General features: G+C 68.8%; 18 protein-coding genes and 1 pseudogene. 3 read left to right on the top strand and 16 right to left on the bottom strand.

Annotation, left to right across the window (positions count from 1 at the left end; genetic code table 11):
- Positions 1-153: 153 nt before the first annotated feature.
- The 4 genes from ACFC1R_RS27515 to ACFC1R_RS27500 form a co-directional block, all read right to left on the bottom strand.
- Complete coding sequence (locus ACFC1R_RS27515; protein ID WP_375943021.1) at positions 154-447, bottom strand: hypothetical protein; 294 nt, start codon at positions 445-447, stop codon at positions 154-156.
- A gap of 386 nt (positions 448-833) precedes the next feature.
- Positions 834-989, bottom strand: a complete 156-nt coding sequence (locus ACFC1R_RS27510; protein WP_375943020.1) for a hypothetical protein — start codon at positions 987-989, stop codon at positions 834-836.
- Positions 990-1,064: 75 nt separating this feature from the next.
- Entirely contained in the window at positions 1,065-1,451 is a 387-nt protein-coding gene (locus ACFC1R_RS27505) for a transposase family protein (RefSeq protein ID WP_375943073.1), read from the bottom strand.
- Positions 1,452-1,665: 214 nt separating this feature from the next.
- The gene (locus tag ACFC1R_RS27500) at positions 1,666-2,541 is read right to left on the bottom strand and encodes a class I SAM-dependent methyltransferase (RefSeq protein WP_375943018.1); all 876 of its coding nucleotides are present in this window, start codon (positions 2,539-2,541) and stop codon (positions 1,666-1,668) included.
- A 203-nt stretch (positions 2,542-2,744) separates the two neighbouring features.
- Here ACFC1R_RS27500 and ACFC1R_RS27495 point away from each other — a divergent pair, with 203 nt between their 5' ends.
- On the top strand, positions 2,745-2,954 hold the full coding sequence (locus ACFC1R_RS27495) for a helix-turn-helix transcriptional regulator (RefSeq protein WP_375943016.1): 210 nt from the start codon (positions 2,745-2,747) through the stop codon (positions 2,952-2,954).
- Entirely contained in the window at positions 2,947-3,330 is a 384-nt protein-coding gene (locus ACFC1R_RS27490; protein ID WP_375943014.1) for a hypothetical protein, read from the top strand. Before ACFC1R_RS27495 ends, ACFC1R_RS27490 begins: the two co-directional genes overlap by 8 nt.
- Here the strand turns inward: ACFC1R_RS27490 and ACFC1R_RS27485 are convergent.
- The 4 genes from ACFC1R_RS27485 to ACFC1R_RS27470 all read right to left on the bottom strand — a co-directional run bounded on the left by ACFC1R_RS27485 (position 3,291) and on the right by ACFC1R_RS27470 (position 6,032).
- Positions 3,291-4,286 (bottom strand): site-specific integrase, encoded by a 996-nt coding sequence (locus ACFC1R_RS27485; protein ID WP_375943012.1) that lies wholly within the window; start codon positions 4,284-4,286, stop codon positions 3,291-3,293. The two genes, ACFC1R_RS27490 and ACFC1R_RS27485, sit on opposite strands and share 40 nt — an antisense overlap.
- A gap of 207 nt (positions 4,287-4,493) precedes the next feature.
- The gene (locus tag ACFC1R_RS27480; protein WP_375943010.1) at positions 4,494-5,015 is read right to left on the bottom strand and encodes an HAD domain-containing protein; all 522 of its coding nucleotides are present in this window, start codon (positions 5,013-5,015) and stop codon (positions 4,494-4,496) included.
- Positions 5,016-5,214: 199 nt separating this feature from the next.
- Complete coding sequence (locus ACFC1R_RS27475) at positions 5,215-5,418, bottom strand: hypothetical protein (RefSeq protein ID WP_375943008.1); 204 nt, start codon at positions 5,416-5,418, stop codon at positions 5,215-5,217.
- 47 nt (positions 5,419-5,465) lie between these two features.
- Positions 5,466-6,032: a DUF4240 domain-containing protein gene (locus tag ACFC1R_RS27470; protein ID WP_375943006.1), complete on the bottom strand. Its 567-nt coding sequence runs from the start codon at positions 6,030-6,032 to the stop codon at positions 5,466-5,468.
- Between the two features lie 451 nt (positions 6,033-6,483).
- On the opposite strand from ACFC1R_RS27470, the gene ACFC1R_RS27465 reads away from it, so the two are divergent.
- Positions 6,484-6,678 carry a hypothetical protein gene (locus ACFC1R_RS27465; protein ID WP_344641402.1) on the top strand — a complete coding sequence of 65 codons (195 nt, stop codon included), beginning with the start codon at positions 6,484-6,486 and terminating at the stop codon, positions 6,676-6,678.
- A gap of 34 nt (positions 6,679-6,712) precedes the next feature.
- On the opposite strand, the gene ACFC1R_RS27460 is transcribed toward ACFC1R_RS27465, so the two are convergent.
- From ACFC1R_RS27460 to ACFC1R_RS27425, 8 genes and pseudogenes are all read right to left on the bottom strand, one after another.
- Positions 6,713-7,135: a hypothetical protein gene (locus ACFC1R_RS27460; RefSeq protein ID WP_375943004.1), complete on the bottom strand. Its 423-nt coding sequence runs from the start codon at positions 7,133-7,135 to the stop codon at positions 6,713-6,715.
- 46 nt (positions 7,136-7,181) lie between these two features.
- Positions 7,182-7,973: pseudogene (locus ACFC1R_RS27455) on the bottom strand (IS5 family transposase); the annotation flags it as partial.
- 477 nt (positions 7,974-8,450) lie between these two features.
- The gene (locus ACFC1R_RS27450) at positions 8,451-9,671 is read right to left on the bottom strand and encodes an IS701 family transposase (protein WP_375943002.1); all 1,221 of its coding nucleotides are present in this window, start codon (positions 9,669-9,671) and stop codon (positions 8,451-8,453) included.
- A 651-nt stretch (positions 9,672-10,322) separates the two neighbouring features.
- Entirely contained in the window at positions 10,323-10,991 is a 669-nt protein-coding gene (locus tag ACFC1R_RS27445) for a TetR family transcriptional regulator (protein WP_375943000.1), read from the bottom strand.
- 951 nt (positions 10,992-11,942) lie between these two features.
- Positions 11,943-12,320 carry a DUF6253 family protein gene (locus tag ACFC1R_RS27440; RefSeq protein ID WP_375942998.1) on the bottom strand — a complete coding sequence of 126 codons (378 nt, stop codon included), beginning with the start codon at positions 12,318-12,320 and terminating at the stop codon, positions 11,943-11,945.
- Positions 12,317-13,126, bottom strand: coding sequence for a maleate cis-trans isomerase (locus ACFC1R_RS27435; RefSeq protein WP_375942996.1), 810 nt, complete (start codon positions 13,124-13,126; stop codon positions 12,317-12,319). The genes ACFC1R_RS27440 and ACFC1R_RS27435 overlap by 4 nt, the downstream gene beginning before the upstream one ends.
- A 10-nt stretch (positions 13,127-13,136) precedes the next feature.
- Positions 13,137-13,814, bottom strand: a complete 678-nt coding sequence (locus ACFC1R_RS27430) for a transglutaminase family protein (RefSeq protein ID WP_375942995.1) — start codon at positions 13,812-13,814, stop codon at positions 13,137-13,139.
- Positions 13,815-13,832: 18 nt separating this feature from the next.
- Positions 13,833-14,951 carry an acyl-CoA dehydrogenase family protein gene (locus tag ACFC1R_RS27425; protein ID WP_375942993.1) on the bottom strand — a complete coding sequence of 373 codons (1,119 nt, stop codon included), beginning with the start codon at positions 14,949-14,951 and terminating at the stop codon, positions 13,833-13,835.
- Positions 14,952-15,143 lie beyond the last annotated feature (192 nt).

Below are 15,143 nucleotides of genomic sequence, written 5' to 3'. Positions count from 1 at the left end.
CAGTAGTTGCTTGTATGTGCATGTTTTCTGACCCAGTGAGATACCGCCGGCGGGCTCTGGCGGATAAATAGAGCTTGCATGAACATGCATCTTGTTGTCAAGCGTCACTGCTCAGAACATGCCTGGCTCTCCTGAAGGGTGTCAATACTGCGATCAGGCCGCCGAGTTGGACGTTTCCGTTGGGTTGAGGGGCGGCCGGGTTGGGATGGCTTCGGTGTCGTTGCCGGCGAGGACGGCGTCGAAGGCGGTGGTGAACTTCGCGTCGCGGTCGCGGATCGGGAACCGGAAGTACCCGGCTCTGTCTCCCCGGTCCATCAGCAGGTTGCGGGCGGGCTGGGGCACCCGCTCACCTGTGGGGTGGGCGGTGATGCCGGGGATGTGGACGTGCCGGGTCTTGATCTCGATGGCGAAGAAGACGTAGAGGCGCTGGAGGAGGACGGTATCCACGTGTGTGATGACGCGGGTGAGAAGGGTGTGAGCGTGTGTGGAGGAAGGTTCCACGACTGCCGGGAGGCTCGCTGGGGTGCTGGTGGCAGGTCGGAGCGGCGCAGGATGCGGCGGATGGTGGTTGTGGTGACCCGGTGGCCGGGCCGTCGCAGTTCACCCTGGATCCTGACGTAGCCCCGGCTCGGATTCTCTACGGCGAGGCGCTGGATCAGTGCGGCGATCTCTTCGCGCAGTGGTGGTCGGCCGGGTTGGACGGGTGGTTGGTGCCAGTTCCGGCGGACCAGGTGGCGGTGTCAGGACAGTAGCGTGCCCGGGGCGAGGAGCCGGTTCCGGCGCGGGGTGGAGGGGAGATGTCGGGCGGGCGCGGAGGGTACGGCGCGGTCGGCTCACGACATCTGCGGCTGTTCGGCCTGGCATCGTAGTACTGCGACCTCGTGGCGCAGGGTGAGGATCTCGGTATTGTTCGCGCTGGAGGAGCGCCTCGGCAGCGCGAGCCGGCCCAGTATCTGGCAGAAGATCAAGGAGAGCAGTTTGAGGCTCACGGCCAGCGATCATGCCCGGGCTGTGTGCGCTCGCAAAGCCGCTGCTCAGTCACCGTGCGGCAGTAAAGACACCCTTCAGGGGTCCGGAAGCGAGGTGATCGGCCTCAACGGGGTGTTCCGGCTGACTGGAACCTTGAAGGCGTCCGTCATCCGGGTGCCGGCCCGGCTCGCGAGCGCAAGGCCGACCGGCGCCAGTATCGGCCGCGGCTGCTCGGTCCGCCGCTCGAACCTGCGGGTGGGACCGGGTAGTTGTTCGGCGAAGGTCGTGCGCTCGCGGGGTTCTTCCTCGCAGACGGATTTCCGCACCCGCAATGACACCACGACGGACTTGCCCGCCGTCGGCAAATCATGAGGAAATCGCAGGTAGGAGCCGTGTCTTCGCCCCGGCCGGCACCCGCACCCCGGAGAGGCCGCCCGCTCTGGGGTCGTACGGGCCTCGGCCCGGACGGCCGTGTAGATCACCTCGGCCGATTCCACCAACACGCCCTCGACCGAGGGAAACAGCAGCTCGTTTCGACCGCGGCAGCACTTCGTTCACGGCGAAGGACTATCGACCACACCGCCATCCAGCCAGGCGGTTTCCGGGCGGACTTTCGTGGTCGTGTGCGGTCGGTGCGTGCATGGCCGGCTGGCCGCGCATGAATCTGGTCCACTCATCAGGCCCCTTTGGAACCGATCATCTGGGGAGCTGGGAGGCGCTCTGCCGACGGACCGCCGAGATCAGTCCGCCGGGTCGCTCCTCGTGCTGCGGCGGGGTGCTGATCGGACGGCCGTAGGCGGCAGCGCACTCGCGCAGGGTGTGGCTGTCGGCGTCCCAGCCGTGTCCGGCCAGCCAGCCCACCGGGTCGTCGGGCGCCTCCGAGACCCACATGGATGCCGCCGAGCCCGGCACGGCGTTCGCGCCGAAGCGTTCGATCACGCCGCGCGAGCCCAACGTCAGCCCCATCCGGCTGCCTGCCGCCGACTGCGCACTGATCCGGGCCAGCAGCAGCTCCACCGCGTCCTCGGGCAGATAGATCAGCAGTCCTTCGGCGATCCACACGGTCGGCACGGCCGGGTCGTGCCCTGCGGCGGCCAGCGCGGCTGGCCAGTCCTCACGCAGATCCACCGCGACGGTGATCCGCTCGCAGCGTGCGACGGCCCGCTCCTGGCGCAGCACCGAAGCCTTGAAGTCCAGTGGCGCGGCGGTGTCGACCTCGAACAGCCGTGTGCCCTCGGGCCAGTCCATCCGGAAGGCCCGGCTGTCCATGCCGGCGCCGAGCAGTACGACCTGCCGGACCCCGGAAGCGGAGGCCTGCTGCAACAGGTCGTCGAGGAACTTCGTCCTGATGACGATGGAGAACGACACAGCCAGCCGGCGGCGTCGCGCGGCCTCGTCATCGGGCAGTGGTGGCGAGGAGGGCCACAGGCCGCCAGCCGTGGCGAAGGCCTGTGCCAGTGGGTCGCGGAACAACGCGTTCACCCGTTCGGTTTCCAGCGCCCGCACCCTGGCCACCCCCACTGCCGTGGCCCATACTCCCGACGGCTGCACCCGCTCCTGCTCATCAGTCACCGCGCCAGCCTAGATGATCGATCTCAAGGGGCCTGATGAGGGGAGCCAGGTTCGTGTGCGGCCGGTCAGTCATGCGCGCAGCGGGCTGACCTTGTCTGAGGCCCGGGAAGTGCCGGCCCTCCTGTCTGCTTGTGGCCCGTCTATGCGGCACGACCTGTAAAGCAAGCTGGACATGCGTGGGAGGTGACAAGCATCCTTTACAGGTGAGAAACAGGGTCAGAGAACTACGGATGGCGCGCGGGCTCTCCCAAGGGCAACTAGCAGCCGCCCTTGGAGTTTCGCGGCAGACGGTCAACGCCATCGAGACCGAGCGGTACACGCCCTCACTGCCGCTCGCCTTCGCCCTGGGCAAGTTCTTCGCGATCAGCATTGAGGAGATGTTCCATGCCAACGAGGACTCAGCAGATGATTGAGCAGACGGCAAACAGGTCGATCCCGCTGTTCTTCCTCGGCGTCGGTGTCGTCTGCCTGGCGGCTGCGGTCGTCGGCGGCCGCCCTGCCCTCGGGCTGGTGATGCTGGGCGTCATGGCCTTATGCACCCTTGCCCTGGCGCTGCTGAGCCGCCGCAGCGAGACCTGCCGAGGGGTCACGGCGGAATCCGACGAGCGTTTCGCCCTGATGGGCCGGTCCGCCTGGGCGGCGACAGGTGTGGTGCTGACCATCGCGAACCTCGGCGGTCTCATCGGCGAGCTGGCGGGTGGGGACAGCGGCTCGCCGTTCTTCTGGATGACGGCCCTCGGAGCCGCCACCTACATCGCGTGCGTGGGCCTGCTGCGCCGGCGCATGTGAGGCGGTCCGGGTTCGCGGCCAGGGCGGCCCGCCTTGCCGCCTTGGCACCGTGCCGACGGCGGGGTGCCTCCCGTTCTCGTGAACAATGATCGCGGCCCTGCCGGTATGCCTCCCGAAGTCGTGTACATCCGCCTTCGGAGCTTGTGAGCAGAACCAGCGTTCTTGAGGAATGTCGTGCAGGGTCGGACGTATTGCGTGGTCGGGGTGACCGTCCGGTGGCCGGGTGGCTGCTGGATCGCTACCGGGTTGGTGCTGTGCTCGTAGTTGTGGGTCGTGCGGGCCCTTTGCAGGGTATGCGGGCTGAACTGCTCTGCGGGCGGGCGTCCTTCGAGTTCCATGAGGTAGCGGAGCCGGTTGTGGATCGTTCCGTGCTGTAGTGGCCTGCCGGACTTGTCGGCTGACAGCACGGGCGGGTTGGAGAATTTTTCCGGCATGTCCTCCGGGAACTGTCGCGGCGCCGGGCTCAGGCCATCCGGCATCGGCACCCACCGCGGCCGCGGGCCATAGGTGTGGGTGCCTTTGCTGAAGCGGGTGTGGAGTTTTCCGAACGGGCCGGGGGTGGGGTGCAGGTCCGGCGGCTCTGGCAGCGGTGTCTCCTCGGAGTGGAGTCCGGCGTGATACGGCGTCCGGAACATGGCGTAGTTACGGGCGGCGGGTTCGTACTTCCTCGCGGTCGTGATCCTCTGCTTGATGAAGTCGAAGAGTTCGGCCTCCCGCTCCGGGGTCGGCGGCGGCAGGGCCGGGGAGTCGTCGCCGATACGCCGGGGGCCGTTGAACTCGTCGACGGGGCAGACCAGTCGGACCCCGGTCTCGGTCTCGGTCTCCGCGGTCTTGCGGGCCTGGAGGGACCGATGGAACCCCTTTGGGAGATCTGGACATGCTCGCGGCGGGTTGACGTGGCCCGGCCCTTCGACGGCGAGGTCACCGATGGCGCGGTCGATGTCCTTTGGTGTCATGTCGCATGCCGGCCGCCCGGGCGCGGCGAGCGGCGAGCGTTTGCTCCAGCAGGCTGATGTCGTTGTCGATCGTCGCCGGGCTGAATCCGCGGGCCAGGGTATGCGTATCAAGTCCCTCGGACGGAAAGGGGTACGGCCGTGCCAGCCTCGGTCTCCTCCGCAGGGGGATCCTTTTTGCGACCTGGTTTCACTCGGTCCGGTCGAGTGTCAGTAGGGCTGTCGCAGCCACGAGTGGAGAGCCGAGTAGTCTCCATCGGTCAGACCACGGCGGGGATCAACGCGATGGAGCAGGGCGTGTCCTGGGTGGTGGGCGGCGACCCAGGCCCGATCGGTGTCGGTGACCTCGTCGTCGGCCCAGGCGAACGGGCGCCCCGCCGCCCATTCGACGAGGGCGCGGGTCTTCCAGTGCAGTCCGTTCCGCTCGTCGTGGTCATCGGTGACGGACGGCTGTGGCCAGATCACCACCGCCAGCTGCGGCAGACCGATGCGGGGCGCGATGCACTCGTTCGCGTCAGCCATCCATGTCGTGGCCCAGACCACCTCGCACGGTAGTGCCGCCAGCCGTGGCCCGTGCGCGGGATTGATCCTGGTCAGGAGCGGATTCGCGTCGCCACCAAGCGGTTCAGGACCTGTCGGATAGGTCGGATACTGCTCGGGTGCGGCGCCGAACGGTATGAGTGGTCCATCGACATCGAGAAACAGCAGCGGATGCTGCGCAGAGCCGGTCACGGCAGAACGATAGCGGCTCATCCCAGTGAGCCCGTCTCGATGGCGGAGGTCCTGCAGCCAACCGGTGCCGTCTGCTGGCTCGGCCAAGATCACAAGGTTTTCGCCAGAGCCCGTGACTCCCCAGGGCTGTGGTCACGGAATTCCCCATGTGGTCGGGAGGTCTCGGGGCTGTGCCGTGCAACCCACACGGTGCGTCGGCTCACCGCTCGGCGCCCGCACCGCGGACGTCGGGGCGGATCAGCTCGCGGATCCACTTGTCCCAGGTGCGGTCCGCGTGGCCGCCGGCCAGGTCCGCCAGGATTCGGCTGGCTCTGGCGAAGCGGACGTTCGCGCCCTGCCTGATAGCCAGGTGGCCGAGGGACCTGGCGCAGCAAGTTCCTTGACGAGCGAACGCAGCGGGCAACCCGCCCATGATCCTTCCCCGCTCGCGGAGACAGACCCCGCCCCCGATCAAGACGGCAAGGACTCGCAGAGCGCCGCGAGGCGGGGCAGCCGCCGTCGCATTTCGCCGGCGTTTTCGAAGTCCCATTTCTCGCCCATGTCGGGCTCGGCGTCCTCGCGCTTGGGCTGCGATGCGGCCCGGGCGTCCTGTGCATCGTGGTAGCTGTCCTTGATTCCGGTGACCCGGTCGTAGGCCCGTGGCGCCGCGTAGTTGGCGTCCTCCTGGAGGAGTGCCTCCTCCAGGTCGTCGAGGGTGTCGGAGCTGTCGGCCAGTGGGTGGTCGGCGAGGGAGTCCGGCGCGGCCGCCACGCGCTCGAACCACTCTTGGCCGAGGCTGATGAGGCCCGTGCGGAAGTCGGTGAAGCCGTCGTCGCAGGACCAGCCGCTGATCAGGAAGGAGGCTGCCCACACGTCCCAGCGGTAGAGGGATGCGTGGATGGCGCTGAAGCGCTCGTCGTAGTCGAGGATGCGCTCCAGCGGCAGCTCGGCCAGGACGTCGGTCAACGCCTCGTCGAAGGGTTTGTCCGTCGCCGCGCGTGCCGTCTCGATGATGGTCCAGAACTCGTAGGTCTCCATGGCCGAGGACTGTGCCAGACCCCGCTGACAGGTCACCGGCGAGCGGGCGGCAGCGGAACGGCTTCCGCCGGATCTCCCGAACCTCCTTGAAGATCCACGACAGCGTCAGGTACTGACCCCACCCCCGGGAACACAGACGGCCACACGCCCCGCTTTCTGATGGCCACCAGCCAAGGCGCCCGACGACCGCCCGCCTGGGCATCTCAGTGGACATTCTGTGCCCTTTTGTCGGGTGCTGGCCTGAAGGGGATTCGGCCGTCGCCACAGGCCTGGCATGCACCCGCCCGAGCCACCACTAGAAGGGCACCTATGCCCGGCGGATCGGCCCAGCCGAGCTGCCGGAGAAGCGGTGATACGGTCGCTGCCGGTGACAGAGCCACTTCCCGTGTTCCCGTACCATTCCGATCCGCTGGTTACCGGTAGGCCGACGCGAGAGGCTAGTCGACGAGTCATGACAAATCCGCTGAAGTCCCCTCGCGTGCAGCGGGCAACTCTCTGCACTATCGCCCTGCTTGACCTGTACGGCTGCTACCGAACTGCAGAACTGACACTCGCCGGGCGCTATGCCGATGCCGCGATCTACTGCGCGGCAACGATTGGATTCGCCTATGCCGTTGCCCGCGATTGGAAACGGATCAGCCGCTGACCCGAGAGGGAGCTCCGCGGGCCTTCGCCGATTTTCAGCTTGAGTTGCCCTCCGGGGTGCCCGGTGTCAGCTTGGTGAGGGTGAACAGGCCGGGCTCGGGCTCGGTGAGGATGCCGCGGGTCACCAGGCGTTTCAGCTTCGCGCGGATGCCTTCGGTGTGCTTCGGTTCGGTGCCGAGGCCGAGCGCCTGGCAGACGTCTTTGGCGCGGAGTCCGTCCCGGGTCTTCTCGATGGCGGCCAGGATCTCGCGGTATCCGGGCGGCAGTGGCTCCGGCGGCTGAATGCCGTCCTCGGCGGCCAGCTCCGCCAGGGTCTCGCGGGTGATCTCCAGCCGTTTCAAGGTGTCTTCGGCAGCGGCAAGTTGTTCGGTGAGCCGGGCGATCTGGTCACGCAGCTGTTCGGCCGTCTCGCGGACGAGCCGCTGTCGGGCCTCGATCTTGTCCAGGAGTTCCCTCATCGACGCTCCTGCGGGTCGGGGATGGCGCGTGCCAGGCCGGCGGGTCGCGCCAGGTCGGGGTGGAGGCGCTGGTGAGACGGCGGAGCATGACGTCGGTCATGGACCAGTGGATCATTGCGACCGAGCTGGCCGGCTTCGACTCGAAGTCGCGCACCAGGCGCCGGTGGAGCATGAGCGTGCTCAGGGTCCGCTCGACCACCCATCGCTTTGGCTCCGGCGTGAACCCTCTTGCACCGGGCTCGCGCTGGACGATCTCGACGTCGATGCCGAGAGCGGCACCGTGCTCGACCACCGCGTTCTTGAAGCCGGCGTCCACCCACGCCTTCGTCACCGTGGGCGCGGCGTGGACGACCTTGTCCAGCAGGCTGATCCCGATCGCGTTGTCGTGGACACTGGCCGCGACCACAACGACGGCGACGATCAGGCCGAGCACGTCGGTGGCGATGCCCCGCTTGCGGCCCGGACTCTTCTTTCCCGGGGCGAGCCCGGTCGTTTCCTTGGGCGGGTTCGTCGAGGCGCGTACCGTCTGGGAGTCCAGGACGACGGCGGTGGGGTCCTCGTGCCGCCTCCGGCTCTCGCGGACCTGCCGGCGCAGCAGGTCGTGGATGGTCTCGGTGGTGCCGTCGTCGCGCCACGTGCCGAAGTAGTAGTGGACGGCGCTGGGTGGCGGGAGGTCGTGCGGCAGGTAGCACCACTGGCAGCCGGTGCGGGCCTGGTAAAGGATGGCGTTGAGGATCTCCCGCATGTCGTAGCGGCCCTGGTGCCCGCTGACCGACGGGTGCCGTCCCTTCCAAGCGGTGATGACCGGCCGGATCAGCTCCCACGCCTCATCCGACAGGTCACTCGGCTAGGGACTGCGCTCGCTCACACCTACAGCAGACCGCATCCTCGCCGAACGTCAACCACCTTGACAGGACGCCGACTTCGACACAACGGACGAACCGCTCACGCCCTCGCAGAACTTCCTCTCAATGACCGTTGACAGGCGTGCCTGGCGTTCTGCTGCCGGGGGTTTGCCTGGTGTGGTGTTCGTGGCTTTCGGTCTGGTCGTGTTCTGGTTTGTGTGGCTGGTCTGTCGCTGGTGTGGGTGTGGGTGGCGGCGGTCTCCTGGTTGTCGTGAGCGGTCTGGGGGCGGGTGTCCTTTGTTGGGTGGGCGGAGCGCGGTGGGTTGTCGGTCTGTGGGGGTGGTGGTCCGGCCGAGGGGGCCGGACCGGTCGCTCTGCGACGCCTGCCCTGGTGGAGCCGGTCTCCCGCGCGTGTCCTGCGCGCCTTGTGCGCGCCTTGCGCGGTGCCTGGAGGGTTTGGTGGGTGGGGTTCAGACCGCGACGGGGTAGTTCGGGGCCTGTCGCGGTGTCCAGGGGGTGCGGGGTGTGTGGGGGGGCCTGGCCCGGTTGTCACTTCCTGTACCGGGGCCGGGGTGCAAGGTCTGCCTGTCGGGGTCGGCTGCCAGACGGCTGTAGGTGAAAGCGGCTGAGACCAGTGTCATGTGGCGGTGCCAGCCCGGGAAGGAGCGGCCCTCGAAGTCCCGTAAGCCGAAACCCCGTTGGAGGAGGTCGACCGTCTCACCGGTCGCGGGATGCCGTTGCGTGTACCGCAGGAGTTCACCGACCGGCCGGTGCACCATGTTGGTGATCCACAGCTGTCCCGGTCCCGCCGTGTGTGTGCCGGGCTGCGTGAACAGGCGGAACGGCTGGGGCCGCTGGTCGGCCGCGGCGGCGCCGAGTACCTGGACCAGGCTGTCACGGGCGGGGGCCAGGCCCGGTCTTGTGGCGGCGAGCAGGACGTCGGCGCGCCGCTCGCCCGCCGGCCGCACCGCTGCGGTCACCGGCAGGCGGGGGTTCCAGGCGTGGGGACTGAGAGGAGCGAGCAGGAAACTGTCGGGGATCGCGGCGATGAAGTCACGCCGGCGCTGGTGCAGTCCGTCGATGAGCCGGCGCGAGTCCATGTAGCCGTCGAGGTCGACGACCACCGGCGCCGATCCGTACTGCGAGCGCCGCACCATCAGGTCGATCAGGTGCAGGAGCTGACCCTCGGGCGAGGACGTGGCCGCCTGCGGAATCCGGGCCTGCTCACGCAGGGGACCCCGGGCCCACGTCTCGGGCAGGAACAGGTGCCAGCCCAGGGGGAACTCACCCGCATCGGTCGACATGAACACAGCAGTCCCGACCTGGCAGTTGACGGTACGTCCGGTATGCGGGATGAACCGGCGGTGCACCCCGCACGACTTCTCCCCGCGTTTGGGCAGGACGACAGGGGCGGCCGTCCAGGCCCGGGGCTGGACACGGTCCTCGGCCCACTGCCGCAGCCGGTCGCAGACCGGCTCCCACTCCCACGGGCTCTCGTTGATGAACTGGTGCAGAGCCTGCGACGCGGTGGGGGAGTCACTCGCCACGGCCGCCAGCCGGCGGATGGACTTCTTGCCCGGCGTGCTGAGGAGGCCGTGTACATACGCATGAGCCCACCTGCGTTGGTCGGCCCGGCGCAGATGGCCGAAGAGCTGCTCCGTGAACTGGGTGACGGAGTCCCATCCCCTCATATCTTTCCCTCCCGGGGTGCGGTTGCACAGCTTTTACACAGACTCCACCCACAGTAAAGAATGAGCACTATTTTTTTCCCGGCGAAAGGGATTCCTGCCGCCACTTCGCCAACTCCGCACGCACGCATGACGCGACCTGCCTGTGACAGGTTCGGGTACGGGAGCAGCCGCTCCCGCGGGAGGGTGATGCCGCCGGGTCCGGGGCCCGGCCTGGCGCCGGCAAAGCGCCCGCGCACCGTGACCGCTGAGCCAGGCCCGGCCGACACCAGGACCGCCGGGGACACCCGCTTCTGACGGGACCGCCGGGGGATGGCCGGCGCTGACGGGACCGCCGGGGAACAGCACCGGGATCGCGGGGATGGCTGCGGGGGTGTGGACGAGGTGCCGCGAGGGCCGAGGGTGCTGCTGTTTCGGCCGGCTGCGCAGACCATGGCCGTACACGAGGCGCAGACCTTCTCCAGGGTCGTTGTCAGAGGCCCGCCGTGTCGGGCGGCGCCGGGAAAACGGCCCGGACTCGCTGTGCCGGGCTGCGGCTCCACCCGCCGTGCCGGGAGGGGTGCAGCCGGTGGCATCCGAGGGCCCTCTTCCACGGCCCGGACCGCCCCAAGAAGGCCACGTGAGCGGACGGGCTCCGGTCCAAGCGCCGTCCGGTCATCCCTCGCCGAAGCCGGTTTTCTCCCGGGGTGTGCGGTGGGGGAGGGGCGGCGTGGAAATCCGGCTGTGCGGGCAGGGAACGGGCCCGTGACCCGGCCGGGCACCGAGACCGGCGGCGGCCCGCTGCCACAGCCGGCCGAGGTCGCATTCCACGGCCCTCACCGGACGGCCGGAACGCAGCTGCGCCTCAGCGCCGGCCAGCAGGTAGGCGACCAGCAGTTCGATGTCGGCCAGTTCCGTGTCGGTGGCGCCGCCCGCCTGGGCCAGGCCGAGGGCGTGGACCAGGGCGGGGCGCCATGCCTCTTCCCAGGTGGCGCACGCATGGGGGCACTCGTACGCGAGTCGCATGGCCGCGTGGGCCCGGACGTCCTGTTCGAGGAAGGCGGCCAGCAACTGGGTGAGCCGGCTGACCGCGGCCAGCCCCGGCACCGTGAGCTGCTGCACCTCACGCAGTGCCGAACGGGCCGCGGCCGCACCGGTCGTGACGACCGCGTGCGCCAGGTCTTCCTTGGTCAGGAAGTGGAAGGTCAGCGCACCCGATGTCACGCCGGCGGACTGGCTGATGCGCGCCAGGGTGGCGCCGGTGTAGCCGTTGCGGGCGAACTGCGCGGCCGCGGCGTCGATCAGAGAGGACCGGGTCTGTTCCGCCCGTGCCTGCCTCAGCACAGCGGTGCGCCCTGGTGCCGCGTGGCGGGGGCGGTCGCAGACCGCCGGGTTTCCCGGGGATTTCGTATGAGCTGCACAGCACCTCCGGCTGGTTCGTGACCTGCCCCGGTGACGACGTGTCCAGCATACCCTTGCCCGGCCCATTGCCTGACGCATAGTCAGATTCGTGCTCGCCTGGCCGGCGTGTGCGGCGCGCGTGTGTCCGGGCGGGCAGTCTTCGCCGTCACCGAGGTCGCACCCTGCGGCTGGACACTTGGACACTTGGACACCTGGACACCTGGATGTCTGGGCAGCGGGATGCCTGGACGCCTGGACACCTGGATGTCTGGACGGTGGGATGCCTGGACACCTGGACACCTGGACACCCGGAGGCCGGGATACCTGGAGAGCAGGGCACTTGGGTGCCGGGGGCGCGTGGAGAGCGTGGTGCGTGGGTGTGGGGGGTTTGCGGGGCTGGGTCGGGCGGGATTGCGCCGGTCGGGGCGTGGGCCGGTGTTTGCTCCGGGGCCGGCCGGGTGGGGTTTCACCTTGCCCCGCCCCGGGGTGCGGCTGATTGGGCTGCCGGTGGAGCCCGCCGAGTGCGTGATGGCCGGTTGCCGCTGCGCCGGACTGAGGGACTGCGGGACTGCGGGACTGCCGGTGGCCGTGGTGTGGATGGCGGCCGGGCGCGGGGTCTGGAATGCGGCTGTTTCTTCCATTCGGATGGTGGCGGTGAATACATCTCGGCCGAATTCCGGATCGATATATGCAAGTTGGACATGGGGCGGTTGGCGGGAAGGATCGGCTCCTTACGATCGGGCTGCGGCCGGTGGGTTCTTCACCATGTGGAAGGGGGAGTTGGGTGCGGGGATTCGGTCTGGCCGTGGCTGTGCCGGTGCGGGGGTTTTCGTGTTCGCGGGGGTTTTCCGCCGGTTGCGGGTGTCCGGGTCTTTGCGGGTGTGTGCGCGGGTGTCACCGGAGGGCGGGCAGGCGGGTGCCGTCGGGCCGGGTGTCGTCCAGCCGGGTGCTGTCCGGCCGGGTGGCGGGCTGGGCGTTGTCGGGTCGGGTGACGTCCGGCTGTGTGTCGGGTCGGGTGGCGGTTGCCGGGGGGTTGAAGGGTGGTGGGTTGAAGTGGGGTGTGGGGTGGGTGTTGTTCTGGTTGGTGGTGTGGCGGTGGTCGTACTGCAGGAAGTTCCGTAGTTGGTCTGTTCGCCGTAGGTGTCCTTTGGTCAGGACCATGCCGTAGACGTGGTCGCCGTCCTCGCGCCAGCAGACCAGCGGGATGCGGTAGGTGTCGCCTTCCGGTGTCCCGAAGACGGCTTCGTAGCCGTGTGCGTCGAGCAGGCTCACGTGTGGCTGTCCTTGGGGGTGGTGGTGAACAGGTGTCCGTAGTCGGTGATGCCGTGGGCGGTGGTGGTGGCGCCGGCGAGGTGGAGGGCGTGCCAGAGGATCACCTGGTTCGCGGTGACGACGTTGAAGCCGAGTTCGTTTTCCAGGGTCTTGATGGTGCCTACTGCCCGGATGCCGTTGCCGGCGACGAGGACGGCCTGCGGGTGGTGGGCGGCGACGGTGGTGCGGATCCATGCGGACAGGTTGTCCGGGGTGATGGCTTTCTGGTTGGAGGGCAGGCCGCAGGGGCCGTGGTAAACGACGTCGTAGCCGAACTCGCGGAAGTAGTCGGCGCCCTGGCGGGAGAGGGTGTCGTCGAACCAGGGCGGGTTGACCACGGCGATCCGGTGGGCGCCCAGGGCGTCGAACGCGGCGCGGGCGGCTTTGGTGGTGCCGGTGATCGGCAGGTTCCGGGTGACGGGCAGCAGCCGTTCGTACAGTTCCTTCTCGCCCTTGGCCTTCAGCGCGTAGCTGGAGGAGGTGAAGCCGAGGGTCAGGGCGTGCAGGGGGGAGGCCGCCAGCAGTTCCACGGCCTGGTCGAGGTAGGGGGGTTCGACGAAGGCCCGGACGGGGTCGTGCGGGATCTTCTCGTCCATTTCGCCGCCCGGTCGCATGGCGGCGAAGTGGATGCGGGAGGCGTGGATGGACACGGAGGCGGGGGCGATGGCCTGCAGTTCGGCTTCCGGGCCGATGTCGGCGTGCGGAACGACGACGCCGATGCGTGTCGAGGCGTCCCATCCGTCGACGGGGGAGGGGGCGTGGGTCATGGGTTTTCTCCTACCGGGTGTGTGTGGACTCGTCGGCCAGGCGGCCGCCCTGGACGGTGCCGGTGCCGCCGGCGTCGAGGAACCTGGGGTGCTTGCTGCGCATGGACTGGAGGATGAAGTCGTAGGGGACGTCGTCGAAGGCGCCGTGGTCGGTGAGGAATTCCATGGAGCCGCCTCCGTTCTGGAAGGGGTGGTAGAGGCTGTCGTTGACTCCGTCGAACTCCAGGGCCTGCATGCCGTAGAGCTTGCAGAGCATCTTGTTGAACACCGGGGTGGCCTTGACCCAGGTGCCGTCCAGGTGGACCTGGGTGAGTGCGTGGAAGAACACGTCGCCGCCGATGTGTTCCAGGAGGCGGGGGGAGGCGAGGTGGTTGCGTACGTCGCCGTAGACGAGGCGGGAGGGGATGCCCAGGGCGCGTACGGCGGCCGCGTACAGCGTGGACTTGTGCAGGCAGAACCCGGACTTGGTGGTGGCGGTGTGCGAGGCCTTGAGGCCGTCCCGGGACAGGGGGGCGCCGTAGACCTCGTAGGAGATGCCGTCGCGTACCGCGTAGTACAGCTCGATCGCGTTGGTCTTCCGGTCCGCGGAGCGGTCCTTGACGGCGTGGTCGATGAAGTCCTGCACCTCGTCGCTCTCGTAGTCGAGGAACGCGGTGGGGTGCGTGAGGTGGTCCAGCTGGTCGGTCATGGCGGGGGTTCCTGTCGGTCAGAGTCCGAGGAGTGTGGCGATGCGGTTGCGCTGGATCTCGGAGGTTCCGGAGTAGATCGTCCCGGCGATCGAGTTCCGCAGGTCGCGTTCGATGCCGTGCTCGGTGAGCACGCCGCGGCCGCCGTGGATCTGTACCGCGTCCAGCGCGGTCTGCACGTTGGCCTCGGACACGATGGTCTTGGTGGCGGCGAGGTCGAGTGCGGCGTCCTCGTTGTTCTCGACCTTGGCGCCGGTGTCGGTGAGCCATTTGCGGGCCGTCTCCACCCGCATCTTCATGTCGGCGATTTTGTGGGAGACGCCCTGGTAGGTGCCGATGGGCTGGCCGAACTGGCGGCGCTGCCTGGCGAAGGCGATGGTCTCTTCCAGGCGCCGGGTCATCTCGCCCAGGGTGATGGAGAAGCCGAAGAGGACCTCGCGTTTCATCACGTGGTCCAGGACCAGGAAGCCGGTGCCCTCCTGGCCGACCCGCTGGGAGACGGGCACGCGCAGGCGGTCGAAGGAGAGCGTGCCGACGGGGCTGGTGCGCAGGCCGATCTTGTCCATCGCGGGGCCCACGGTCAGGCCGGGTGTGCCGGCCTCGACGAGCAGGGTGGTCAGGCCGAAGGGGCCGGGCTTCCCGGTGCGCACGTACAGCAGGAACAGGCCGGCGACCGGGGCGTTGGTGATGAACATCTTGTCGCCGCTGACCACGTAGTGGTCCCCGTCGCGGTGGGCGACGGTGGCCAGGTTCATCGCGTCCGACCCGCCGGAGCTCTCCGTGATCGCGTGTGCGGTGATCACCTCGCCGGACATGATCCTCGGCAGGTGGCGTTCCTTCAGTTCCCGGCTCGCGAACCGCTGCAGGGGCACGCCCACGGACACGATCTGTGTGGAGGCGGAGAAGGACAGGCCCGCGTCGCGGGAGGTGTGGCCCAGGCCTTCCAGGGCCCGCATCGTTTCGGTGAGACTGCGGCCGGCGCCGCCGAACTCCGGGTCGAAGTGGGTGCGCAGGAGACCGGTCTCCTGGAGGGCCTTCCACTTGTCGTGGGGGAAGGCGCCCGCGGCGTCCAGCTCGCGGGTACCGGCGTTGAGCTGCTCGGCCCACGGGGCGGTGAGGTGGAAGAGGTCATCGGTCACGGAAGGTCCTCGGGTCCGTTCCAGAAGTGGGTCACGGTCATGCCATGACGGCGTTCCATGGCTCGGGCGGATCCGGCAGAAGCCCGGCGGGGGGGGGCGCGGGCCCCGGCCCGGGCGCGGGCCCGGGGGGGGCGGGGTGGCCGCCGGGGGCAACCCCCCGCGGGCGCCCCCCCACCCCCCGGGGGGCGCCCC

The sequence above is a fragment of the Kitasatospora sp. NPDC056138 genome (genome assembly GCF_042264695.1).
GTDB lineage: Bacteria > Actinomycetota > Actinomycetes > Streptomycetales > Streptomycetaceae > Kitasatospora.
Note: the sequence above shows the minus strand (reverse complement) of the source record. Positions and strands in the feature narration are given on the sequence as shown.

Excerpts from the sequence above, each read along its gene's own strand:
- ACFC1R_RS27450 (WP_375943002.1), bottom strand. The coding sequence starts at position 9,671 with ATGAGGGGATGGGACTCCGTCACCCAGTTCACGGAGCAGCTCTTCGGC.
- ACFC1R_RS27470 (WP_375943006.1), bottom strand. The coding sequence starts at position 6,032 with ATGGAGACCTACGAGTTCTGGACCATCATCGAGACGGCACGCGCGGCG.
- ACFC1R_RS27490 (WP_375943014.1), top strand. The coding sequence starts at position 2,947 with ATGATTGAGCAGACGGCAAACAGGTCGATCCCGCTGTTCTTCCTCGGC.
- ACFC1R_RS27430 (WP_375942995.1), bottom strand. The coding sequence starts at position 13,814 with ATGACCGACCAGCTGGACCACCTCACGCACCCCACCGCGTTCCTCGAC.
- ACFC1R_RS27460 (WP_375943004.1), bottom strand. The coding sequence starts at position 7,135 with ATGAGGGAACTCCTGGACAAGATCGAGGCCCGACAGCGGCTCGTCCGC.
- ACFC1R_RS27465 (WP_344641402.1), top strand. The coding sequence starts at position 6,484 with ATGACAAATCCGCTGAAGTCCCCTCGCGTGCAGCGGGCAACTCTCTGC.
- ACFC1R_RS27435 (WP_375942996.1), bottom strand. The coding sequence starts at position 13,126 with ATGACCCACGCCCCCTCCCCCGTCGACGGATGGGACGCCTCGACACGC.
- ACFC1R_RS27485 (WP_375943012.1), bottom strand. The coding sequence starts at position 4,286 with ATGACACCAAAGGACATCGACCGCGCCATCGGTGACCTCGCCGTCGAA.